This is a genomic window from Mesorhizobium vachelliae (genome assembly GCF_033977325.1).
Classification (GTDB): domain Bacteria; phylum Pseudomonadota; class Alphaproteobacteria; order Rhizobiales; family Rhizobiaceae; genus Mesorhizobium; species Mesorhizobium vachelliae.
The window spans coordinates 1-22948 of the sequence record NZ_JAVIIR010000024.1; the positions used below are offsets into that span (position 1 = coordinate 1).

The 22948-nt window shown below is 64.5% G+C and carries 16 protein-coding genes; 7 read left to right on the plus strand and 9 right to left on the minus strand.

The features are described 5' to 3' along the window. Positions 1-2859 (minus strand): beta strand repeat-containing protein (locus RFM41_RS31330; protein WP_320319332.1); only part of this gene is annotated, 2859 nt, incomplete at its 3' end. Between the two features lie 323 nt (positions 2860-3182). Between RFM41_RS31330 and RFM41_RS31335 the strand changes: the two genes are divergently transcribed. Continuing rightward, entirely contained in the window at positions 3183-4127 is a 945-nt protein-coding gene (locus RFM41_RS31335) for a transglutaminase-like cysteine peptidase (protein ID WP_320253126.1), read from the plus strand. A 91-nt stretch (positions 4128-4218) separates the two neighbouring features. On the opposite strand, the gene RFM41_RS31340 is transcribed toward RFM41_RS31335, so the two are convergent. The 4 genes from RFM41_RS31340 to RFM41_RS31355 are packed head-to-tail and all read right to left on the minus strand — an operon-like array spanning position 4219 to position 9773. Then, on the minus strand, positions 4219-4860 hold the full coding sequence (locus tag RFM41_RS31340) for a ribbon-helix-helix domain-containing protein (RefSeq protein ID WP_320253127.1): 642 nt from the start codon (positions 4858-4860) through the stop codon (positions 4219-4221). Next, on the minus strand, positions 4850-6139 hold the full coding sequence (locus RFM41_RS31345) for an HlyD family type I secretion periplasmic adaptor subunit (RefSeq protein WP_320253128.1): 1290 nt from the start codon (positions 6137-6139) through the stop codon (positions 4850-4852). The genes RFM41_RS31340 and RFM41_RS31345 overlap by 11 nt, the downstream gene beginning before the upstream one ends. A gap of 13 nt (positions 6140-6152) precedes the next feature. Further along, positions 6153-8285 (minus strand): type I secretion system permease/ATPase, encoded by a 2133-nt coding sequence (locus RFM41_RS31350; protein ID WP_320253129.1) that lies wholly within the window; start codon positions 8283-8285, stop codon positions 6153-6155. Between the two features lie 39 nt (positions 8286-8324). Beyond that, the gene (locus RFM41_RS31355; RefSeq protein ID WP_320253130.1) at positions 8325-9773 is read right to left on the minus strand and encodes a TolC family outer membrane protein; all 1449 of its coding nucleotides are present in this window, start codon (positions 9771-9773) and stop codon (positions 8325-8327) included. A 496-nt stretch (positions 9774-10269) separates the two neighbouring features. Here RFM41_RS31355 and RFM41_RS31360 point away from each other — a divergent pair, with 496 nt between their 5' ends. After that, positions 10270-11610 carry an NAD(P)H-dependent oxidoreductase gene (locus tag RFM41_RS31360; protein WP_320253131.1) on the plus strand — a complete coding sequence of 447 codons (1341 nt, stop codon included), beginning with the start codon at positions 10270-10272 and terminating at the stop codon, positions 11608-11610. Here the strand turns inward: RFM41_RS31360 and proC are convergent. The 3 genes from proC to RFM41_RS31375 all read right to left on the minus strand — a co-directional run bounded on the left by proC (position 11585) and on the right by RFM41_RS31375 (position 14768). Further along, on the minus strand, positions 11585-12400 hold the full coding sequence (proC, locus tag RFM41_RS31365; RefSeq protein ID WP_320253132.1) for a pyrroline-5-carboxylate reductase: 816 nt from the start codon (positions 12398-12400) through the stop codon (positions 11585-11587). The genes RFM41_RS31360 and proC overlap by 26 nt on opposite strands. A gap of 81 nt (positions 12401-12481) precedes the next feature. Beyond that, on the minus strand, positions 12482-13801 hold the full coding sequence (locus tag RFM41_RS31370) for an O-antigen ligase family protein (RefSeq protein ID WP_320253133.1): 1320 nt from the start codon (positions 13799-13801) through the stop codon (positions 12482-12484). Continuing rightward, complete coding sequence (locus RFM41_RS31375; RefSeq protein WP_320253134.1) at positions 13770-14768, minus strand: glycosyltransferase family 2 protein; 999 nt, start codon at positions 14766-14768, stop codon at positions 13770-13772. The genes RFM41_RS31370 and RFM41_RS31375 overlap by 32 nt, the downstream gene beginning before the upstream one ends. 170 nt (positions 14769-14938) lie before the next feature. Here RFM41_RS31375 and RFM41_RS31380 point away from each other — a divergent pair, with 170 nt between their 5' ends. The 3 genes from RFM41_RS31380 to RFM41_RS31390 are packed head-to-tail and all read left to right on the plus strand — an operon-like array spanning position 14939 to position 17825. Continuing rightward, positions 14939-16111, plus strand: coding sequence for a glycosyltransferase (locus tag RFM41_RS31380; protein WP_320253135.1), 1173 nt, complete (start codon positions 14939-14941; stop codon positions 16109-16111). After that, on the plus strand, positions 16108-16902 hold the full coding sequence (locus RFM41_RS31385; RefSeq protein ID WP_320253136.1) for a WecB/TagA/CpsF family glycosyltransferase: 795 nt from the start codon (positions 16108-16110) through the stop codon (positions 16900-16902). Before RFM41_RS31380 ends, RFM41_RS31385 begins: the two co-directional genes overlap by 4 nt. Next, entirely contained in the window at positions 16899-17825 is a 927-nt protein-coding gene (locus RFM41_RS31390; RefSeq protein ID WP_320253137.1) for a DUF6492 family protein, read from the plus strand. The genes RFM41_RS31385 and RFM41_RS31390 overlap by 4 nt, the downstream gene beginning before the upstream one ends. A 3-nt stretch (positions 17826-17828) precedes the next feature. On the opposite strand, the gene RFM41_RS31395 is transcribed toward RFM41_RS31390, so the two are convergent. Next, complete coding sequence (locus RFM41_RS31395; RefSeq protein WP_320253138.1) at positions 17829-19124, minus strand: lipopolysaccharide biosynthesis protein; 1296 nt, start codon at positions 19122-19124, stop codon at positions 17829-17831. Positions 19125-19324: 200 nt separating this feature from the next. Between RFM41_RS31395 and RFM41_RS31400 the strand changes: the two genes are divergently transcribed. Beyond that, entirely contained in the window at positions 19325-21739 is a 2415-nt protein-coding gene (locus RFM41_RS31400; RefSeq protein WP_320253139.1) for a GumC family protein, read from the plus strand. 212 nt (positions 21740-21951) lie between these two features. After that, entirely contained in the window at positions 21952-22851 is a 900-nt protein-coding gene (gene folD, locus RFM41_RS31405; protein WP_320253140.1) for a bifunctional methylenetetrahydrofolate dehydrogenase/methenyltetrahydrofolate cyclohydrolase FolD, read from the plus strand. Positions 22852-22948: the final 97 nt, after the last annotated feature.

Here is a 22948-nt window from a genome sequence, read left to right on the forward strand (position 1 = left end):
GGCCGTGTCGGCCGCGCCGGTGCCATGCGTGCTCGTGCCGGTCTCGACATTGCCCGTCACCGTCTCGCCCGACTGCGCCGCGTCGGTGTCGGCCTTCGCCGTCGGCACGTCATCCTTGATTGAGATGGTGATGGTCGAGGTGTTGGTGTTGCCGAAGGCGTCCTGCACCGTATAGGTGAAGGCGTCCGTGCCGCTCTGGATGTTGGTGCCGTTGTTGCCGGCCGGAACGTTGGCCTCCGGCGTCGTCAGTGTGTAGGTGTAGTGACCCGCGCTGTCGATCGTCAGATAGCCGTATGTGCCCTGGATGTGGGTCGCACCGTCGGCCGAGCCCGAGCCGCCCGTGCCGCTCGCGCCGGTCACGACCGGGCTGTTCGGATCGCCAAGCGTCAGGGTGCCGGTCGCCGTGATCGGATGCGTCGGATCCCCGGCATGGCTGCCGATGATTGCAAGGCCGGACTCGTCGACCTGGCCCGTCGCGGCCACCGGCTGCGGCTGGCCGTTGGTCACATTGATCGTCAGCGTCGAGGGCGAGGTGTCGCCGTCGCCATCCTTGATGGTGTAGGTGAACACGTCCGTTCCGGAGGTGTTGGCGAAGGCCTTGTAGCTGTAGCTGCCATCGGCCTGCACCGTCAGCACGCCATAGGTGCCGGTGACCGTCGTGATGCCGGCGTTGGTGACCGAACCGGTCCAGGCGATCGAGGCGATGCCGTCGGCTCCGGCCGTGTCGGCCGCGCCGGTGCCATGCGTGCTCGTGCCGGTCTCGACATTGCCCGTCACCGTCTCGCCCGACTGCGCCGCGTCGGTGTCGGCCTTCGCCGTCGGCACGTCGTCCTTGATGTCAATGACGAGATTGGCAGAGGCCGTGGTGCCGCTGCCATCCGTCACCGCCAGGGCGAACGTGTCGCCGGGACTGACGGTGTCGGCGCCGTTGTTCGGCGTCGCGTCGTGAACTGGGTTGGTCAGCGTATAGGTGTAGGTCGCATTGCCCGTAGCCGGATCGTAGCCGGTAATTGTCACCGTGCCGTGCGCGCCGCCACTGGTGAAGTCGAACGTCTTGCTGCCCGCGCCGGTGATATCGGAGATGTTCACCGTCTGGGTCGAGGCGCCGAGGCCCAGCGTCAGCGTCTTGAGGTCGCTCGCGCCGTCCGGGTCCGTCAGGTGGATCGTGCCGGTGGCCTGCGTGGCGGGAACCGACGGGTTGGAACCGATCGGAAGACCGGACTCATCCACGATATTGAAACCGTCCGCCGGATTTGGATTCGTCGGCGTCACGTCGATCGTCGGGGTATGGTTGCTGCCTGTAATCGTCACCGTCAGCGTCGTGTGCGACAGGTCGCCGTCGCCATCGGCGATCGTGTAGGTGAAGGTGTCGGTCAGCGTCTGACCCTTCGGCAGGTCCTTCACCGCCGCGTCATTGGGATCGAGCGTGTAGGTGTAGGCGCCGCTCGCGCCCAGCACCAGCGTGCCGTGTGCGCCTGTCACCCCGGTGCCGCCCAGCGTGCCGGTGTCGTTGAGATCTGCGCCGGTGTCGCCCTTGGCCACACCCACAACCCCGCCGCCGGCGGCATAGCCGTCAGCGCCGGGGGTGTCGTTGCTCTCGACATTGCCCGTGACCTGGGGCGCCCCGGCCGCAATGCCGCTGGTGTCCGCGACCGCATGAGGCACGTCATCCTTGATGTCGATGACGAGGTTGGCGGTGCCGCTCGCGTTGCTGGCGTCCGTTACCGTCAAGGTGAAGGTGTCGCCGGGGCTGACGGTGTCCGCGCCGTTGTTCGGCGTCGCGTCGTGAACCGGATTGGTCAGCGTGTAGGTATAGGTCGCATTGCCCGTCGTTGTGTCGTAGCCGGTGATGGTCAGCGTGCCGTGCGCGCCGCCGCTGGTGAAGTCGAACGTCTGGCTGTTCCCGCCGGTGATGGCTGAGATGTTCACCGTCTGCGTCGAGCCGCCGAGGCTCACCGTCACCGTCTTGAGGTCGCCCGCGCCATCGGCATCCGTCATGTGGATCGTGCCGGTGGCATGGATGGCGGCATCCGACGGGTTGGAGCCGATGACCGGCAGGCCGGACTCGTCCACGATATTGGAGCCGTCCAATGGGTTTGGATTCGTCGGCGTCACATCGATCTCGGGCGCGTGGTTCGGCGCCAACCCCGGGAACAACTCGCGATGCTCGGGCTGACCGAACGCCAGATCCGTCGGCGGCAGAAGCGGGCTGAGACCGAAGCCGTTGCCGATATCGCCTGCTGGATGGTCGAAATTGCCGCCGGCGCTGCTCGGCGAGCCGTTTCCGCCGGCCGAGATCGAGCCATCGGCGCCGAAGGCGACATTGATGTGGCTCGATTCCAGGGCGGCAATCAGGGCGACGCGCGGCACCTCGACGTCGCCGAGGATGAAGGTCGGCACGTTCAGCGCGCCGTCCTTGATGATGATCTCGGATCCGTCGGGCTGCACCAGGACGAGGTTGTGTCCGTCGACCTTGATGTCGTCGATCGAGACATTGGCCGGGAGCTTCACGACATTGCCGGCTTCCACGACGTATTCGTGCTGAGCGTTCGAAGCCGCGGCATTCGTCGCCGGCGCATTTCCGGCCGGCGCGTTGCCTGCGGCCGCATTGGGGGCCGGGGTAGCGGGAGCATTGGGCGCGGAGGCATTGGCGTTAGCCGCCGGCTGGTTTGTCGCTGGCGTATTGGCCGCGCCCTGCGCCGGCGCGCCGCTGCCGACATCGACAGGCACTGGTTCACTCGCACCCTGGCCGTTGGCGGCCTGGGCGACCTGGACACCGGTCGAGATGTGATTTTCCGCGGCGCTGGTGTGCTCGTCCCAGGAATTTGAAACGGCATCGAATTCGATATTGGTCGTCATAGCTCAAGCCCCTCCGGCGTTTCCCGGAAAAAGACATGTCGGGCTCAGACTTTGCAACAGACCTTCAATCTATTTCATATATTTGAATATGTAGAGAATCGCATTTTTTACACTTGGTAAATCGCCATGATATATCCAGTTATGCATGTTCTTGACGAATGCCGAATTGACCGCGGCGAGCGTCGCAGGGTTGGTAAATGAAAGTATAAATTTGAATAAAATTTGAATGAAAACAGAATAGAGTGATTCGCGGAAATTTACCCACCTTCCTTTCCGATAATTTGAGACAAGATTGGTAGCGTCCACAGTCGAAGGTGGGCGTCATGAAAATACAAAAAGCAGCCTCGGGGATGACGGGGATCAAGGTTCTCTTGCTGGCGATCGGTCTCGCCGCTTCGGCAAATCCATCATCCGCCAGCGTGAATTCGGGCTCGGATCCGGCCCCGCATAACGTGGTCGCGCCAGCCAGTCTGGGCGGCGTTTCGCTGAACCGTCCGCGGCCCTGGCAGCCGGCAGGCGCATATCGGATCGGCGCTGTTGCCTCGGCCTACAGTCCGCTCGAGGCGGCAGGGGTCGCTTCGGGCGCTCCGGCGGGAGTCGATCCGATCCAAACCGCGGCGATCGTCCCCGGCGTGTTCGGATCGGTTGCGCTGTCGATGCATAATTTCCCGGTCTCGGCGCACTGGGCTCCGGTCTACAAGGCGATCCTCGATTGCACGGCCGGCAGCCCCTGCGACCGCAAGAACGCGGCTTTCGGCGAGATCGTCGACATCGCGAGCAAGAAGGGCTTCCGCGAGAAGCTGTCTTTCATCAACAGCAGCATCAATCGGCTGATCACCTACAAGTCGGATATGGCTGTCTATGGCGAGCTGGATCATTGGGCTACGCCTTCGGAAGTCCTTGAACATCGCGCCGGCGATTGCGAGGACTACGCCATACTGAAGATGGCGGCGCTGCTGCGCGCAGGGATTCCCGCGCAAAGCATGTCGCTCGTGGTGCTCCAGGATCGCCGCCGCAAGTTCTTCCACGCCGTTGTGTCGGTGAGCACGGGAAGCGGCAACTTCATCCTCGACAGCCTCAGCAACCTTGTCCTGGCTGATACCCAGCTGCCCGACTATGTTCCGCTCTATTCCTTCAGCACCGATCGCGCCTGGATCCACGGCTCGAAGTCCGGCACGCAGGTCGCCGATATCGCCGGCGGCCTTGCGGCGGTGGCGCCCGGCGAAGGGGTGCCGGAAACATCCGTTGCTTCAAATCTGAGGCAGTAGGCCGGAGCGGTTGACCGTTTCATCGAAACGCAGAACCGCTCTCTTGCTTTAGCCTGATTTGTCCGACGCCAAGCGATTCCGCTTGGCTGCTCTAGCCGTTGAAGACGAAGGCCATGAGGAGTTCCGGCTCGGTCACGGGCGCGCGCACGGCGCTGAGTTGGCCGCGATAGCGGCGCTCGCCCGCGCCGATGACGAAGCCGCTGGTGACCGGTGTTTCGCCATTGGCGTCGAGCCTGGCGAAGATGTCGGTGACATTGAGGTCGAGCGCCAGCTTGAGGTCCTGCCGTCCGTCGTCACCCGGTACGTTCGGCAACTGACGCCTGACCAGTTGCTGGAATGGCGCGTTGAACGTCAGGATCTTCTTCGATGACGACAGCGCGAAGGCGGGCGAGGGACAGGCGACCAGGATCGCGTTGATCGTGCGGATCGACGCGAGCTTGCGCAGCTCCATGCTTTCCTCGGCGAGGCCCCGCATGCAGGCGACCCGGATCGCCGATGTGAGGTTGCCCTGGTCGGGGTGATGTTCGGCGATCTCCTCGACCAGCATGCCGATCGTGCATTTGCGGCTTTCCGCCATCTGCTTCAGCGACACCCAGAAAGCGCGCTCCAGCCGGATGCCGCGACGCACGCCGCCACGTGCCACGACGCGGAATTCCGGGCCGAAATCCTCGGCCGCGAGCGCCGGCAGCAGCCGTTCGCGCGGAGCGTCTGGGTGGATGGCGCTATCGCTCACTCATCGCCTCCTGACGCGCCTTGTTGATCGGCTTCAAAAGGTAGTTGAGGATCGTCTTGCGTCCGGTCTTGATGTCGACCGAGCAGATCATCCCAGGGATGATCGAATAGGTCTTGCCGTTCCTTGTCAGCGTCGACTTCTCGGTGGCGACGCGCACCTGGTAGTAGGGCTCGCCCGTCTTCTGGTCGACGAGGCTGTCGGCGGTGATGTTGGAGACCTTGCCCTCGATGCCACCGAAGATCGAGAAATCATAGGCAGTGACCTTGATCAGCGCCTCCTGGCCCGGCTGGATGAAGGCGACGTCGCGCGGCGAAACCCGTGCCTCGACCAGCAGCGTCTCGGAGGTCGGCACGATGCCGGCCACGACCGCGCCTGGCTGCACGAAGGCGCCGAGCGTGTTGACGTCCAGCGTGTTGACGATGCCGTCGACCGGCGAACGTATGTCGGTGCGCGCCACCTTGTCGGTGGCGCCGCGGATGGTTTCGTCGACCACGGAAAGATCGGCGAGCGCCTGCGTCAGGTCGCTCAACGCCTCCTGCTGCAATTGCAGGCCGAGCTCGTTCACCTGCAGCTGCGCCTCGGTGATCGCCGCCTGGCCCTTCTTGATGGTCTCGCCGGCGAGGTTGAGCTGGCCATGCAGGTCCGTCTGCTCGCGCTCGACGCGGATCTGCTCGGTCCTGGCCATCAGGCCCTTCTTGACCATCGGTTCGATCAGGGCCACTTCCTGGTCGGTAACGGCCAGGCTCTTGGACAGGCGGTCGGAATTGGCGTTGGCCTCGTCCAGCTCCTTTTCACGCTGGTCGAGGCGCGATTTGAGGACCGAAAGCTTCACCTCGAAATTGTCGCGGCGCGCGACAAGCAGCTTTTGCTCGTTGTCGCAGATTTCCGGCGCGGCCTTCTGGATCTCCGCGGGGCAGGGGAACGACCCTTCGACATTGCCGCTCTGCTCGAACTGCAGCCTGGCGATGCGCGCCTGCAGCGCGCGCGCCTTTGCCTTCTCCTCGCCGAGGCTCGACGTGTTGCCCGAATTGTCGAGACGGATGATGAGGTCGTTCTTCTTGACGGTCTGGCCGATCTGGACGGCGATCTCCTGCACCACGCCGGGCTCGCTGGCCTGGATGATCTGCGTCTTGGAAGCGGGTATGACCTTGCCGTCACCGCGCGCGATCTCATCCACCTCGGCAAACGACGCCCAGCCGGTGAAGCACACGAACAGCGCCCCGATGATATAGACGGACACCGAGGCGAAAAGAGGCGGCCGATCTTCCCTTGCAAGCATGTCTACGTTCCGATCAGGCACTGCCCTTCTGCAGTGCCTGGATGACTTGTTCCTTCGGCCCGTCGGCGACGACGCGACCCTGTTCGATGACGATGAGGCGGTCGGCAAGCTCCAGCATGCTGTAGCGATGGGTCGACACGATCAGCGTCGTGTTGCGGTCGAACGCCACCTTGAGTTGCTTGATCAACTGCCGTTCCGAGGCGAGGTCCATCGAACCCGATGGCTCGTCCAGGAAGACGATCTTCGGTTTGGTCAAGAGCAGCCGCGCGATTGCCACCGACTGTCTTTGACCGCCCGACAGATTGGTGCCCCGCTCGCCAACATTCATGTCGTAGCCGCGCGGATGCCGCGAGACGAAGTCGTCGACGCCGGCGGCTTTCGCCGCATCGACGATCTCTTCGTCGGTCGCTTCCGGCGCCGCCATCAACAGGTTCTCCTTGATGGTTCCCGAAAACAGATCGCCGGCCTGCGCCACGATGCCGACCGCGGCGCGGACCTCCGAGGGGTGATACTGGCGGATGTCGATGCCGTCGAGCAGCAATTCCCCCGACGTCGGCAGGAAAAGCCGGCCGATCAGCCGGCCCATCGTGGTCTTGCCGGAGCCGATGCGGCCGATGATGCCGACCCGCTCGCCGGGCCTGACCGCGATGTTGAGCCCGCTCAGAACCTCGTTCTCGGTGCCCGGATAGGCGAAGCCGACATTCCTGAACACCAGCGCACCGCTGCGGATCGGCCGGTTGACGAAGCCGACCGTATCGGGGCGGTCCTCCGGCTGCGACATGATCGTGTTGATGATCCTGAGCGACAGCATGGCCTGCCGGAACCGGGCAAGCGTGATGGCGATCTGGCCGAGCGGCGCCACGGCGCGGCCGGCGAGCATCACGGTGCCGATGATGGCGCCGGTCGAGACCTGGCCTTCCGAGAAAGCATAGGCGCCGGCCACCACCAGGGCGACGGTGACGAGTTGCTGGATGGCGCCCGTGACGTTGCCTGCCGCCGCCGAAAGCTCCTTGATCTTTTCCGACGTGTTGGCCGCGTTCTTGGAGTGCTCGCCCCATTTGCGCAGCAGATAGGCTTCCGCGCGCAGCGACTTGATCGTCTCCAGCGTGGAGATGGATTCGACCAGCAGCGCCTGGCGCTGCGAGGCCTCGTTCATCGAGGCGGCGACCCGCTTGCCGATCCGTCGCTGCGTGATCAGTCCGACAACGACGGAGATGACGAAGGCCAGCGCCGGTATGATCACCAGCCAGCCGCCGATCGCGTAGATCACAGCCAGGAAGACGAAGACGAAGATCGTGTCGATGAAGACGCTGATCGTGTTGGAGGTGAAGAACTCGCGCACGAATTCGTATTGCGTGACACGGTTCGCATATTCACCCGTCGACCCCGGCCGCGCCGAAAGCGAGGAATTCAGCACTTTTTCGAACAGCAGATAGGAAATCCGCAGGTCCGCCTTGCGTCCGGCATAATCGATCAGCGACGCCCTGGCCGTCTTGAGAAGCAGGTCGAACAGGATGGCCGCGCCGATGCCGAGCGCCAGCACCCAAAGCGTCGAGATCGCCTTGTTCGGCAGGATCCGGTCATAGACGTTCATGGTGAAGATAGGCGAGGCGATCGCCAGCAGGTTGATGAAGACCGCCGACAGCACGACCTTCGAATAGGTGCGCCAGAACGCTCCCATCGTGCCGGTCAGCCAGTGGCGCCGTTCGATCCGCGCGGCGGTGCCGACCGTCATCTCTTCGGCCTGGTTGGCATAGGTGATCGAGAAGGACGCGCCGCCGCTGATATAGCTTTCGGCGAGTTCCGTCCTGTCGATCGTGGTGCGGCCGTTTTCCTGTGGCGCGGTCAGATATTGCCCGCCCTCGATCTCCGCCAGCAGAGCGATCGGCAACTGGCTGGCTCGGAAAATGATCGCCGGAAGATCGAAGCGGCCGCGCAGGAAATCGCGATGGCTGAAATCCTGGACCTCCAGGCCGATGCGTTCGGCCAGATGGCGGATTTCATCCGGCTCGATGCGCGTCTCCGAGATCGGCACGCCGGCGAACAGCACGGTTTCCGCGCTCGGCCTGCCGAGATAGCCCGCGACAGCGCAGAAGCAGGCCTTGAAGGCCTCCTTGGGCGAAAGGATATTGGGTTGCTGGTTCACGATCCGCCCCGAAGGACTGAAAGATCATGCTTACATCGGCTACTTTTTCCTGACAGGCGCGAGGATGTCGAACGGCAGGTCGTTCTTCTGTTCCGACGGCGTCCGCGCGTAGGTCTCGGTATCGGCCGTTGCCGGCACGCCGAACTCAGTCTGCGCATAGGCCGTGGCCTGCTTTGGCGGCTGGATGTTGAGCGTCTTCAGCAATTCTCCGGTTGCGGCCAGCAGCCTGTATTCCGCAAACAGCGACGCGTAGGACGACGTGTCGGCCAGCGTCGCGGTATTGAAGCGCGTGTTCTGGGCATCAAGCACATCAAGCAGCGAGCGCTGCCCGACCTTGAACTGCTCGCGATAGGAAGCGACGAGCTTTTCATTCGTGGCTGCCTGTTGCCGCAGCGTCTTTGCGAGATCTGCCTGGCGGAAGCGGCGGTCCCACGACGTGCGGACGGCTTCCTCGATCTCGCGCAGCACCTGGTGCATCGCAAGACGCTGCTCGCTGGTACGGCGGATCTGTTCCTGCTCGTTGGCCTTGTCGATGCCGCCGCGATAGAGGTTCCAGCGCAGCACCACCCGGGCCTGCAGGTCGCTCGCATCGCCATTGTCGCCATCGATATCATAGCCGCCCCGGGCAACGCCCTCGGCGGTGATCGTCGGGCCGTATTTCGCCCGCGCCGCATCGACGAGCGAAGCGGCGGCGTCGATATCGCTGTTGGCCATATGGACGCGCGGATTGTTCTGCCTGGCGAGCCCGATCGCATCGTCCAGCGACCGCGGCAGAGCGGCCGCGACGTCGGCCGGGCGCGATGGGTTGGTCAGCGGCTTGCCGACATTCTTGAAGAAGCGGATCTTGGCCGCCTCGAGTTCTTCGGTTGCCTCCTGCATCCGCGCTTTGGCGGCAAAGAGGCGTTCCTCGGCCTGCTGCCGGTCGGCCTCGTTGAGCGCGCCGCCCGCGATGCCTTGCTTGATGTCGCCGAGGATCGACTGATGGAAGCCAAGGTTCTTCTTGGCCTCGGCCACGATCGAGGCTTGCAGCATGTATTCAAGATAGTCCTGGACCACCGCGAGCCCGATGAACTCGGACCGTTCCAAAACCCGGAAGGAGGCTCCGTCGACCCGCGAGGCCTGGCGGTTCAGTTCCGCGCGCCGCGCGCCGCTGTCATAAAGCGTCTGCGAAACCGTGAGATCGGCCTCGTTCGGATAAAGCGGGTCATGAGCCTGATCGAGCGCGCGCCTTGTATCATTGTCCAGGCGGCGCACGCCGGTCGACGCTTCCAGATCGACGCTGGGAAGATAAAGGCCTTTCGCCTGGCGCAGCTCGAATTCGGTCGCTTCGCGATTTTCGATCGCCTGTCCAATCTCCGGATTGGATTCCACTGCGACGGCAACGGCTTCTTTGAGTGTGAGTGCGCTGGCGCTTCCGCAAGCCAGCATCGACACCGTAATGGCAAGCGCAAACCGCCAGCCGACGGTCACTTTACCCGTCCTGGTCATTTCTACCCCGTGACTATCCCCGCGCCATTTGTTTTTTTATTGGCGCTTATTTGCCCAAGCCTGCCACCGGAGCTTTCGGCGAGTATCTATCAGATTTTTCGAGGATGTGAGCATATAATGGATTAGACACCCCTCAAAAGTGCGATTCCGGGCATTAGGGTTAAAAACTGTAGCAAAAATGGCACAGAAGCCGGGTGTGGCGGGCCACCGCATTCCGGTCCGGACCAGCCGCAATCGCGTCAAGACAGACCGCCATGGTTAATAGTCTGAAACAAATGGCGAATCGCAGGGCCGCCGCGCATAGACTCAGCAGTATTAGTTCTTCCGAAAATTAGTTGGTTGCTACGAAGGCCGGAAAGCTGCGGGTTACTGGGGGAAATCTGCTGCGGCCTTGCAAAGCGTGCGCAAGAAATCGCCATGTCCGTCTGGTTTGGTTGGCAAACAGGGATCGTTCCCTGTATTGCGGGCCGGAGGCAAAAGCCGTGGATCTTCTCGAATGACCAATGTCGCTCTGACCGGGCTTGCCCGCGATCTTGCCCGACGCGCCGCCGAGGGCAGGCCAATCCGCATCGGCGTCATCGGCTCCGGCGAGATGGGGACCGATCTGGTGACGCAGGGCATGTTGATGCCGGGCATCTCGATCGCGGCCATTTCCACGCGGCGCCCGCACACAGCCCGCGAGGCGATCCGCATTGCTTATGGCGACGAGGCGATGGCGGTAGAGGCCGAAACCGCTTCCAGGGTCACCCGGGCGATCGAGGACGGCAGGATCGCCATCACCTCGAACGAGATGCTGGTCACCAACCCGCTGATCGACGTCGTCATCGACGCCACCGGCAAGCCTGGCGTCGCCGCCGATTTCGACCTGATGGCCATGGAGCATGGCAAGCATCTGGTGATGATGAATGTCGAGGCCGACGTGACCATCGGCTGCTACCTGAAGCAGCAGGCCGACCGGCTGGGCGTCGTCTATTCGGTCGGCGCGGGCGACGAGCCCTCAAGCTGTATGGAACTGATCGAGTTCGCCTCGGCACTCGGGCTGAGCATCGTGGCGGCCGGCAAGGGCAAGAACAATCCCCTCAACCACGACGCCGTTCCGGACGATTACCGGGAGGAGGCTGCCCGGCGCAACATGAACCCGCGCATGCTGGTCGAGTTCGTCGACGGCTCGAAGACCATGGTCGAGATGTGCGCCATCGCCAATGCCACCGGCCTGGTCCCGGATGTTTCCGGCATGCACGGCCCCAAGGCCGACCGCGATCAACTGGCCAAGGTGCTGATCCCGAAAGAGGATGGCGGCCTCCTGTCGAGGAAAGGCGTCGTCGACTACACGATCGGCAAGGGGGTGGCGCCCGGCGTCTTCGTCATCGTCGAGGCGATGCACCCGCGCGTCGTCGAGCGCATGGACGATCTCCATGTCGGCAAAGGCCCCTATTACGGCCTGTTCCGGCCCTATCATCTGACCTCGCTGGAGGTGCCGCTCACCGCCGCCCGCATCATGCTCCATGGCAAGCCCGACATGGTGCCTTTGCCGAGACCGGTGGCGGAAGTCTGCGCGGTCGCCAAACGCGACCTCGCCGCCGGGGAGACCTTCGATGGTATCGGCGAGACCTGCTACCGCTCCTGGACCATGACCGTTGCCGACGCCCGAGCCAGTTGCACCGTTCCGGTCGGCCTGCTCGAAGGCGGCAAGGTGCTGAAGCCGGTCAAGAAGGGCGGGTTGCTGACCGAGGACAATGCCGCGCCGGACCGGACGACGAGGCTCTACGCGCTGCGCCGGCTGCAGGACGACATGCTCTACGGAGCGAAGGTTACTTCCCCAGCTCTATCGACCTGAGCCGCGCCGCCTCGACCGCTTCGGTGACGAGCTTGGTCAGGCGGTCGCCGCCCATCAGCACGGCAAGCGCGGCGGCGGTGGTGCCGTTGGGGCTGGTCACCTGCTGGCGCAGCACGCCCGGCTCCTCGTCGCTTTCGGCGGCGAGCGAGGCGGCGCCGAACACGGTCTGCATGGCAAGCAGCTTGGCGGTTTCGGCGGGGAGGCCGGCCTTCTCGGCCGCGACTGTCAGCGCCTCGATGAAGTGGAAGATATAGGCCGGGCCGGAGCCGGAAACCGCCGTCACGGCGTCCATCAGGCCCTCGTCGTCGATCGTCGTCACGACGCCGCTTGCCGAAAGCAGTTCGACAACGAAGCGGCGAGCGTCGTCGGAGACAAGCGGATTGGAAAACACCACCATCATGCCCTTGCCGATTGCCGCTGGGGTGTTCGGCATGCAGCGGATCACCGGCGCAAGCTCGCCCAGGACTTCCTCGAAGGTGGCGACCGGCGTGCCGGCGGCAATGCTGACGAAGGTCGTCCTGCCGTCGCCGAAGCGCTTGTACCGCGCCGTCACCTCGCGGATCACCTGTGGCTTCACGGCGATGACGACGAGATCGGGCAAGGCGTCGACCGGGATGGCTGCGGCTTCGGCGGCGGCGCGGCAGCCGAGATGCTCGGCGCGCTGGCGCAGTTCCGCGTTGGGTTCGACCACGAACACCGCCTGCGGCTCGAGCTTCGCGGATTTCAGCCAGCCCGAGAGCATGGCGTAACCCATATTGCCGCAACCGGCGAGAACGAGCCTGATCGTCATGAAAACCTCCGCAAGAAAGCTCTCCTTAGACGTTTGCGCCGTAGCGGAAAAGTCCAGTTGCGGAAGATCGACAGTCCAGGATCAGCGAGATAGGCGAACCGGAATCGGCCGCAGCGAGACTTGTCTCAAGCCAAGCACGCCCAGCACGAAGAACAGCCAGACGGGATCGCCGCGGTGGAAGAAGAAGCTTTCCAGGAAAGCGTTCAGCGCCGTGAACAGCACCACCATCATGAAGAAATCGCCGAGGAAGATGTTTTCCTTGCGCGCCGGGATGCGCATGTAGTCGCGCAAGGGGGCGATCAGAAAGGTGTAAGCGGCGACGCAAAGCGCGGGGATGCCCATCAGCACCGCGATGTCGAGATAGCCGTCATGGCCGTGCACGATGGTGCGGATGTCCCAGGGCCGGTCGAAGGGCTGGTCCTGGTTGAGCAAAAGCGGCGTTCCCCAGAAGCTTTCGTAGCCGTAGCCGGTCCACGGCCTCTTCGCCAGCATCTCGCCAGCGAACTCCCAAAGCGTCGTGCGCCCGGTATAGGTGAGATCGGGGAAATAGATTGCCGCCAGGTGCTTCACCGGCGGAATGAAGACGATGCCGAGCGTGCCGACGGCGGTCGCGATAATCGCCAGCGCGAACAGGATCGGCGTGCCCAACCGCATGCCGATGAGGCTGGGCAGCACGACGATCATGATCGAGAACGGGACCAGCCCGGCGGTCGTCTTGGAGCCGGTGTGGAGCATGAACACCATCGCCGCGCAGAAGATGCCGGCGCCCCACCAGCGCTGGCCGCGCCGGAACAGATAAAGCCCGGCGAAGCTGAAACAGGCCATCACCGGACCGGCGATGTTCTTGTGCGTGAAGACGCCGCGCCACAGGCCGGCATGCTCCGGCTCCTGCGAGTCGGCCGTGTGCAGCGCCTCATGCGGGAAGACGACCAGGCCGATATAGGAAAGGCCGATCACCACGACAGCCGTGAAGATGATCACGCGCGCGAAGGATTCGGCGTCGCGCGGCAGCACCAGGATCGTCGCCATGGTGATGATGCCGATCATGGTGAAGGAGGCGGCGCGCATCGCCGCGGGCGGATCGGTGGCGAGCACCACCGACAGGAAGAAGAAGCCCAGCATCAGCGCCCAGGAAGGGCTGACCAGCGAGCGCACCACACGCGGGTCGGCGAAGGCGAGCAGCGCGAAGATGGAGACCGCGCCGAGTGAGCCGAAGCCGAGCTGGTTGACGATGTCGCCGCCGTCGCCGGTCAGTTCCGCGCCCGCCGGCTGGAAGGGCCGGAACGAGACCATGATGACGGTGAACAAGAGCGCGGCGATAGCCGTCGCCACACCTTGCCTGGTGAAGGCTGCGCTGAGCGGCGCGCGCTCAATTCTTCTCAGGCTGTCGGTACTGCTCATTGGCATATCCGAATTCGGCGAGCACCCGGCCGAGCGCGACATGGACCGGGTAGAGGCCGCTCGTCAGCGAGCCGGTGCGCGCGAGCCGGATGGCGCCGCGCAAAGGCGAGGCCGCAAGCAGCGCCAGGCTTTTCAGGAAAACTTTGGCGCCGGCAAACGGCGTGCCGGCCCGCTTCTTCTTTTCGACCAGCGTCGAGATCACGCCGTTGCGCAAGGATCGGGCGCGGATCCAGTCGGCCTCGACGCGCCTGGCCGGCACGGTCTCGTTGACTTTTGCCTCGGCGCACCAGCCGAGCACGAAGCCTTTTTGCGCCGAACGGCTGAGGAAGTCGGAATCGCCGCCGCCCATGAAATTGAACCTGAGATCGAGAAAGGGCGGTCCCATAGCCTTCAGCACGTTGCGACCGAGCAGCAGGTTGCCGGATGAATAAAGCGCCGGCACGCGGCCCGTTTCCCGATAGGGCGGCGCAAAGACCGGGTGCTCGGCCCATCTGGCGTGGCTCGGATCGGCAAAGACCGGCACTTGCGGGCCGCCGACAATGTCGGCGCCAAGGGTCTCGGCCGCCTTGCACATGCGCTCCAGCCAGTCCGGCTCGGCGATCTCGTCATCGTCGATGACCAAAAGGTGCTTGAAGTTGGGAAACTGCAGGATCGCCGTCTGCCAGCCGGCATTGTAGGCGCTGCAATTGCCGCGCTCATGCGCGATGATCACCAGGCCGGACATCTCGCCGCTCTCGAACAGCGGCAGCATGGCCTTGGCGCCCTCGCGCGCTTCGGCCTCGTTTTCCATGACGATGACGGCAAAGCGCCTGTCGGTCCGCTGCGCCTTGAGCGAAGCCAGGGTTTCCAGCACCTGCTTCGGCCGCTTGAAGGTCGGCAGCGTCACCACAGCCTCGACGGTCTCGGCGGCAAGTCCCGGCGACCGTCCCGCGATCGATACAGAAGCGTCGGACGGCAAAGGGATCATCCGTTTTTGAGCCGCGTGGGTTTAAACCCTCGATAGCATCGCGGTGATAACGCTTCGTTAATCACCTTCTCGCCCGGCTGTCGGAAAAGGCGGGTCTTGAGCCTTTGACAGTGCCATTTAATCAAGGCTTCACCGCGTTTTGCTACCGGCTGCAGCCAAGGATAGGTGAGATGCATCTGCTGTTCGCCACATCGATCGTGCCTGATGGCGCTCTCGCCTCGGGCTACGAGATTGCCAACGCCGCGATCATCGACGCGCTGCGGCGCGCCGGGGTGCGCGTGACGGTGATCGGCTTCATTTGGCCGGGAAAGGTCCCCTCCGATCCCGAGAACACCATCGTGCTCGATGCCGTCGAGGTTCGCACCGAAAGCGCTTCGCCGCTGCAAAAGCTTGCCTGGCTGGGCAAGGCGGTTCTCTCCGGCCTCACCTTCTCCTCGATCAAGCTGCGCGTCATCCCGGATGCCGAGGTCCGCGCTGCCATCGAGCGCGCCGGTCCCTTCGACGGCTATGTGCTCAATTCGGTGCAGTTCGTCGGTGCCTTTGAGAAGGTGCTCGCCGATCGGCCGTCTATCTTCGTCGCCCACAATGTCGAGCATCGCTCCGCCGAGGAAAATGCGGCGGCGGCCGGCAGCGCGCTTCAGCGCTGGATGTTCCGCCGCGAGGCCAGGCTCCTCAAGGTCATGGAGGAGCGCCTCTGCGGCGCCGCGCGCTTTGTCTTCACGCTGGCCGAGGAAGACCGCGCCGCCCTTGGCGTCGCCTCCGACAGACGCTCGGCGGTGCTGCCGCTGGTAACGCGCGCGCAGGCGCCGACAGGCAAGGCGCCGCGCCACATCGATTGCGACGCCGCGCTGATCGGCACCTGGACCTGGCAGCCGAACCGCATCGGGCTCGACTGGTTCCTGACGAAGGTGGTTCCGCATCTGAAGCCGGATTTCCGCATCAGGATCGCGGGCAACATGCCTTCCGGTGTCAGCTCGTCGCATCCTGGCGTTTCCTTCGTCGGCAGGGTTCCTGACGCGCAGGCCTTCGTGCGCGGCGGTGCCGTCATTCCCTTGATCAGCACCGCCGGCAGCGGGGTGCAGCTGAAGACCATCGAGACCTTCGAGCTCGGCCTTCCGTCCGTCGCCACCAGCCGCTCGCTGCGCGGCATCGGCTATCGTCCCGACAATTGCGTGGTGACCGACGATCCGATTGCTTTCGCGGCCGCCCTGCAGGCGGCAGCGGCAAGCGTCCGCGACGTGGATGGCAGCGCCTTCCATCGCCGCCAGCTCAAGGCGCTCGACGCCGCGATCGAACTTGGCCTGGAGAAGCTCGGTGACGTCAGGTGGGAGGTCGCCGCATGAACATGCACACCGCGCGCGCCGCCTTCGGCTTCGACACGCTCAAGACCATCTTGGGCATTCCGGTGCTTGCCATACGCTGGGACGAGGCCATCGCCTTGCTCACCAGGCTGATCGACGAGCGTCGCTTCACCAAGGTGAGCTTCCTCAACGCGCATAATGCCAACCTTGCCTGCACCGATGCGGTCTTTGCCGAGGCGCTGGAAAACTTCCTCATCCTCCCTGACGGCGTCGGCGTCGACATGGCGGCAAAGCTGCTTTACGGCGCGCCTTTCCCCAGCAATCTCAACGGCACCGATTTCATTCCGGCCTTCCTGCAGGCCTCCTCGCACCCGCTGACGGTTGCGCTGCTCGGCACGACGCGCGCCAACGCCGAAGCCGCATCCGCGAAGCTTTCGACGCTCGCCATGCAGCACAAATTCGTCGTCATCCATGACGGCTTCTTCTCCGCCGCCGAGGAGCCGGCGATCCTCGAGCGCATCGCCAGGCTGCGGCCGGACGTGCTGCTCGTCGCCATGGGCGTGCCGCGCCAGGAATTGTGGATCGAGCGCCACATCGACAGCCGCCACTGCACGCTGCCGGTCGCCGTCGGCGCGCTGCTCGATTTCATGAGCGGCTCGGTGCCGCGCGCGCCGCTGTGGCTGCGCCGGCTGCGGCTCGAATGGCTGTTCCGCCTGTGGATCGAACCGGGCCGCCTGTGGCGCCGCTATATCGTCGGCAATCCGCTGTTCCTGTGGCGCGTCGTCAGGCAGAAGCTGTCGCTCGGGCCGCGACCGCTGGAGGCGCGCCGGTGAACAGCCGCTTCGTGCCGGATGCCGCCACCGCTATAGAACCGCTGCCGCGCATGCCCCTGGCTGCGATCGTCACGGCGAGCTATGCGCCCGATTTCGAGCGCTGCCGGCTCTTGTGCGAAACCATCGATCGCCACGTCACCGGCATGGCGCATCACTATATCCTTACCGAGCATCGCGACGTCGCGCTGTTTCGCCAGCTCGAAGGCAGCCGCCGCAGCGTCGTCGACGAGCGGGACCTGCTGCCGAGTTGGCTGCGCGTGTTCGACGATCCGCTGAGCGGCTTCCGCCGCCGCGTCTGGCTGAGCCTGAAGACGCAGCCGCTGCGCGGATGGCATGTGCAGCAGCTGCGCCGCATCGCCATTGCCGGGCAGGCCAAGGAAGACGTGCTGGTCTTCTGCGATTCCGACGTTGCCTTTCTGAAGCCGTTCGACACCGGCGCCTTCTGGCGCGACGGCAAGGTGCGGCTGTTCCGGCGCGACGGCGTGCTCGCCAATGAAGGTCATGACGAGCATCGCATCTGGTCGCGCAATGCCGGCACAGCACTTGGCATCGATCCTGCCAATCAATCGAGCCACGACTACATCTCGACGCTGATCGCCTGGCGCCGCGAGACGGTCAACGCGATGTGCGGGCGCATCGAGAAGATGCATGGCCGCGGCTGGGTTGGCGTCGTCGGCTCGGCGCGCCAGTTCTCCGAATGCATGATCTATGGCCGCTATGTCGACGACGTGCTTCAGGGCGCCGGCCATTTCCACGGTTCGGAAGAGTTCTGCCGCGTCCACTGGAACGGCAAGCCGCTCTCGGATGACGAGTTCCGCCGCTTCGTCGACACCATGGCGCCGGAACAGGTGGCGATCGGCATGCAGTCCTTCATCGGCACCGATATCGGCCGCATCCGCCGCCTGATCGGGCTTTCCGCGTAGGGCTTAAATTGCTTTGGCCGGCCGGCGCATCGCCGAGTAGGTCAGCAGCATCGAAGCGAGATAAAGCAGCAGGAAGACGATGTTGAGCGACAGCACCAGATTGGCGGTGTCGGGGATCGTTGTCAGCACATAGGTGAGCAGAACCGCCTTCAATCCCGCGAGCAGGCCGAGATTGATCGCCCGCACGGCCGTCTGGCCGCGCGCGAAGAGCAGCTCGGCCTGGTATTCGACGAGGTTGCGCAGGCCCGGCACGCAGACCGCCAGCGCCACCAGCGGCGCCGCCTCGGCGACATTCTTGCCGAGCGCGTTCGGGAAGAAATGCAGCACGATGCCGAGCGACACGAGCGCGAGCGTCGAGACCAGGAACACGCCGCCTTCGATGCCGCTCTTCACCGCCAGCCGCGACAGAAGCTCCGGCGCCCGCATCATGCGCCGCACCAGCATCATGGAGAAGGTGCGGATCGGGATTGCGGTGAGATCGACCAGCCGCATGATGATGGCGTAGATGCCGGCCAGATGCGGCCCGCCGATCGACAGCACCAGGAGCTTGTCGAACTCCATCTGCAGGTAGAACAGCACTTCGGATCCGGCGACATAGATGGAATCGAGAAGTCGCCGGAAATAGAGCTCGGCGCGCAACCGCAGCCGCTGGCGCGGATAGAAGAAGACGAAGGCGACGATGAGCGAGGCGGCATTGGCGCCGATATAGAACAGCGACCAGACGCCGATGCTGTGCTGCGCGGCAAGCGTGAACAGGATCGCGCCGACGGCCCTGAGCGCCGTCGCCAGGATGGCGAGCACGGCTGCCCGCCCGAACTTGCCGAGCCCGTTATTGACGATCAGCGCCACTTCGACCGGCCGCCATAAAAGCGCCTCGGCGAAGACGACAGCGGCGAAGGCCGACAGCGGCATCGTGCCGGCGAAGAAGACGAGGTAGACGACATACGAGGCGGCGGCGAGGAACGGCAGGGACAACACGCCGAGAAGCAGGAAACCGGCGGTGAACGTGCCGATCAGGTTGGGGCGGATCGTGGCGGTGCGATAGAGCGCCGAGATGAATCCGAAGGCAAGGATGCGCGACAGCATGACGCCGGCGGCCGAGGCGGTCGCGAACATGCCGAACTCGGCGATCGAAAGCGTGTTTGCCAAAGCCACGAAATAGGCGAGCGAGAACACCAGCCGGCCGCCGGCGCCGCTGATCGCCGAGAAATAGTCGAACACCAGTTTCCGGCGCGTGGCCACGAAGTGGCCGATCCGCGCGAAGCTCCGCCTTTGCGGCATGTCGCTGGCCTGGGTCATGTCGGGGCGATAGATAGGCTGGAAAGTTTAACGCGGCGTTCTGGCGCCTGTCCTGGCGGCGCCGGAATGCCGCGAACAAGGCCGGAAACCGTGCGGGCGCGGGTGCAAAATTAACCGTTTGTTTCCTATGCCCGTTTAGCGTGGCTTAACGATTGGCGGATCCGCCGCGCCCAAGCCGTCAGAGAGCAAGTTCCAGGACAATGGTCGACAGGGATAACCGTGATGACTGGAGGCGCGAGCGTTCCCTGCTGGCGCTCGGCCAGGCCATGCGTGGCGACGACAACACGGTTTCGATCGGCGACCGGGCCAATTCTTCCTGGCGCGAGGACGCAGCCGCCCGCCATCGCGCCGCGCGTTCCGAGCGTGAAGGCAAGTTGAATCCGCAGCCCGCCGATACCGACGAATTCGGCCGCGATCAGGCGCAACCGGAATCGGAGCCGGTCGAAACCGAACATGACTGGCGCGGAAGAAACCGGTCTGCGTCGCCCGAGCCGTTCTATGAAGCCTCACCCGGGAGCCAGCAGCCGCAAGCCGCCCCCGAACCGCGTCACACGAGCCGGTCGCCGGCCGGCCACGATTCCCAGGAATGGAAACCGCTGATCGACCCGATGCAGGTCGTGCACGGCATCACGCGATCCAAGGCGCTGATCCTGTCGACGACCATCCTGGGCGCCGCGCTCGGCGTCGCCATCGCCCTGTCGACGCCGAAGAAATATGAGGCCACCACCGACGTCATCGTTGACCCGCGCGACCTCAAGCTCACCGACCGCGACCTCACGCAGAATGTGGTCGCTTCGGATGCGACGCTCGCCATCGTCGAGAACCAGGTGCGCATCCTGACTTCGGGCACCGTTCTCAACAAGGTCGTCACCGACCTCAACCTCATCAACGATCCTGAGTTCAACGGCCAGGGCAAGGGCGGCTTCGGCTTGATGTCGACGCTCCGCTCGATCCTGTCGCGGCAGGATGTGGGCGCGGCGGACGAAGCGCGCAAGCGCGCGCTGGCGGTCGGCAATTTGTATGAAAGCCTCGACGTCGAGCGCGGCGGCAAGACCTTCGTGGTCTCGGTCAGCGCCACCACGCAGAACGCCGAGAAATCCGCCCTGATCGCCAACACCATGGTCAAGGCCTTCAAGCAGATCTCCAGCGAGATCCAGTCGAGCACGGCGGGTCGCGCCAATGACGAGCTCACCGCCAGGCTCGACGAATTGCGCAAGGGCGTCGAGACGGCTGAACGCGCCGTCGAGGATTTCAGGGCCACGCACGACCTTGTCGACGCGCAGGGCCATCTGATCAGCGACGACCAGATGCTGAAGCTCAACGAGCAGCTTTCCGTCGCCCGCGCCCGCACGCTCGAGCTCAACGCCCGCGCCGCCTCGGCGCGCGCGCTGAACGTCAATTCGGTCCTCAGCGGCACGTTGCCGGAAGAGATCAACTCCAACATGATGAGCGAGCTGCGCTCGCAATATGCCGCGCTGAAGCAGGAAGCCGACCGCGCCCAGGTCAAGCTCGGGCCGCGCCATCCGGAGATCGAGGCGCTCAACGCCCAGCTCGCCGGCGCGCGCGAGCGCATCAGCGCCGAGCTGCAACGCATCGCTTCCTCCCTGCAGGTCGACCTGAAGCGCTCCGTCCAGCTCGAGCAGGACCTGTCCTCGCGCCTGGCCCAAGCCAAGGTGCAGAGCGGCGACGTCAACAACAACCTTGTTTCGCTGCGCGAGCTGGAGCGCGAGGCGGCCGCCAAGCGCTCCGTCTACGAGCAGTTCCTGCTGCGCGCCAAGGAAACTGGCGAGCAGAAGGACATCAACACCGCCAATATCAGCGTCATTTCGGAGGCTTATGCGCCGCTGCAGGCCAAGGGGCCGTCGCGTGCCGTGATGGCCCTGGCGGGCCTGTTCGCCGGCCTGTTCGCCGGCATCGGCCTTGGCGGGCTGCGAGGCGTCTATGCGAGCCTGCGCGAGACGGCCGATACCCGCTCACGCCGCAGGGTCGATGAGCGTGATCCCAGGGCGGAGGGCAATTCCAAGCGAGCGGCCCCGCCGCCGGCGCCGCCACCGCTTGTGACGCCGCCGCCTGTTCCGCCTGTCGCTCCAGTGCCGGCCTCGTCGTTCGCGCCGCCGCCGGCCTCAGCCCCGGCTCCTCCGCCGGTCGCGGCGGCTGCGCCGCCTTCGCCCCCGCCCTTCACGCCCCCACCGGAGCCGGCCAATGACGCCGGCCGTCCGGGACTTTTGGGCTCGCTGGCCTCGGCGGTTCGCTATTTCGTGCGTCGCGGGCCGGCTGATACGGTGGATTTGGACACTGTCCCGCCCGAGAGCGCCTGGCGCGCGCCCAGCCGGGAAGAACGCTATCCTCGGGCCCCGGCGCGGGAGAATTTTCAGCCGCCATACGAGCAGGGATATTCCTATTCGTATCGGCCGGACCACGCGCGGACCGATCCCTACGAGGATCATTATCCGGTCTCGCCGGCATCCTATCATCCGCAACCGCCGGTCCCGGACGACGCTCGCCAGTCGTCCGTCGATCAGGGTGAGATCGACGACATCCGCGCCAGCCTGCGTGAATTCCGCGAGGCGGTGCGCGAGCTGACCGAAAACCGCTCGCGTCGTCGCTATTTCTAAACCATCCGTATTTCTTAACCGCCTGACCTTCGATAAAAGCAGCCGGTTTCGGGTTTACGGCATCCGACGACGCTTTGACGGGATTGCCTTGTCGAATTTTCGTGAAAATGCCGCGCGGCATTTCGGCCGATTGCGCTTTGCGTCGGCGGATCGAGATGCCGGATTGAGGCATGGGGCATGCATCGATGCGGCCTCAAAACGGAGAGTTCGTGATGACCGAAGTGATCGACGGAAAGCGTGTCGCCGAGGATGTGGTTTCGAAGGTCAAGGCGCTGACGTCGGAGCTTTCGGCCAAGGGCGCCACCAAGCCCGGTTTGGCGGTAGTCATTGTCGGCGAGGATCCGGCGAGCCAGGTCTATGTCGCCTCGAAATCGCGCACGGCCAAGGAATGCGGCTTCCATTCGCTCCAGCATACGCTGCCGGCTGACACCACCGAGGAGCAATTGCTGCAGATCATCGGCGACCTCAATGCCGACAAGTCGATCCACGGCATCCTCGTGCAGCTGCCGCTTCCCGGCCATATCGATGCCGGCAAGGTGATCCAGACGATCGCGCCGGAAAAGGATGTCGACGGCTTCCACTTCATCAATGTCGGCAAGCTCGGCACCGGTGAGCTCGAGACAGCCTTCGTGCCCTGCACGCCGGCGGGCTCCATGCTGTTGATCGAACGGGTGCGCGGCAAGGACCTGTCCGGCCTCAACGCCGTCGTTGTCGGTCGCTCCAACATCGTCGGCAAGCCGATGGCCAATCTGCTGCTCGCCGCCAATTGCACGGTGACCATTGCCCATAGCCGCACCAGGGACCTGCCGGCGCTCGCCCGCACCGCCGATATCCTGGTCGCCGCCGTCGGCCGTCCGGAGATGGTCAAGGGCGATTGGGTGAAGCCCGGCGCGACCGTCATCGATGTCGGGATCAATCGCATTCCGGCGCCCGAGAAGGGCGAAGGCAAGAGCCGCCTGGTCGGCGACGTCGCCTATGCCGAGGCGGCCAAGGCCGCCGGCGCCATCACGCCGGTCCCCGGCGGCGTCGGGCCGATGACCATTGCCATGCTGATGGCGAACACTGTAGCTTCCGCCTACCTCGCGGCCGGGCTGAAGCGGCCGTCCTTCTGATTTGAGAAAGCCCTGGCATTGCCGAACCTGACTGCTTCCGAGCATTTTGCAGCCAAGTGGGATCACTTGGCGTTGCACAAATGCGGCTGAAATAAAG

Excerpts from the sequence above, each read along its gene's own strand:
- RFM41_RS31355 (WP_320253130.1), bottom strand. The coding sequence starts at position 9,773 with ATGACCAGGACGGGTAAAGTGACCGTCGGCTGGCGGTTTGCGCTTGCC.
- RFM41_RS31345 (WP_320253128.1), bottom strand. The coding sequence starts at position 6,139 with ATGCTTGCAAGGGAAGATCGGCCGCCTCTTTTCGCCTCGGTGTCCGTC.
- RFM41_RS31360 (WP_320253131.1), top strand. The coding sequence starts at position 10,270 with ATGACCAATGTCGCTCTGACCGGGCTTGCCCGCGATCTTGCCCGACGC.
- proC (WP_320253132.1), bottom strand. The coding sequence starts at position 12,400 with ATGACGATCAGGCTCGTTCTCGCCGGTTGCGGCAATATGGGTTACGCC.
- folD (WP_320253140.1), top strand. The coding sequence starts at position 21,952 with ATGACCGAAGTGATCGACGGAAAGCGTGTCGCCGAGGATGTGGTTTCG.
- RFM41_RS31335 (WP_320253126.1), top strand. The coding sequence starts at position 3,183 with ATGAAAATACAAAAAGCAGCCTCGGGGATGACGGGGATCAAGGTTCTC.
- RFM41_RS31370 (WP_320253133.1), bottom strand. The coding sequence starts at position 13,801 with ATGAGCAGTACCGACAGCCTGAGAAGAATTGAGCGCGCGCCGCTCAGC.
- RFM41_RS31375 (WP_320253134.1), bottom strand. The coding sequence starts at position 14,768 with ATGATCCCTTTGCCGTCCGACGCTTCTGTATCGATCGCGGGACGGTCG.
- RFM41_RS31395 (WP_320253138.1), bottom strand. The coding sequence starts at position 19,124 with ATGACCCAGGCCAGCGACATGCCGCAAAGGCGGAGCTTCGCGCGGATC.
- RFM41_RS31385 (WP_320253136.1), top strand. The coding sequence starts at position 16,108 with ATGAACATGCACACCGCGCGCGCCGCCTTCGGCTTCGACACGCTCAAG.
- RFM41_RS31380 (WP_320253135.1), top strand. The coding sequence starts at position 14,939 with ATGCATCTGCTGTTCGCCACATCGATCGTGCCTGATGGCGCTCTCGCC.
- RFM41_RS31400 (WP_320253139.1), top strand. The coding sequence starts at position 19,325 with ATGGTCGACAGGGATAACCGTGATGACTGGAGGCGCGAGCGTTCCCTG.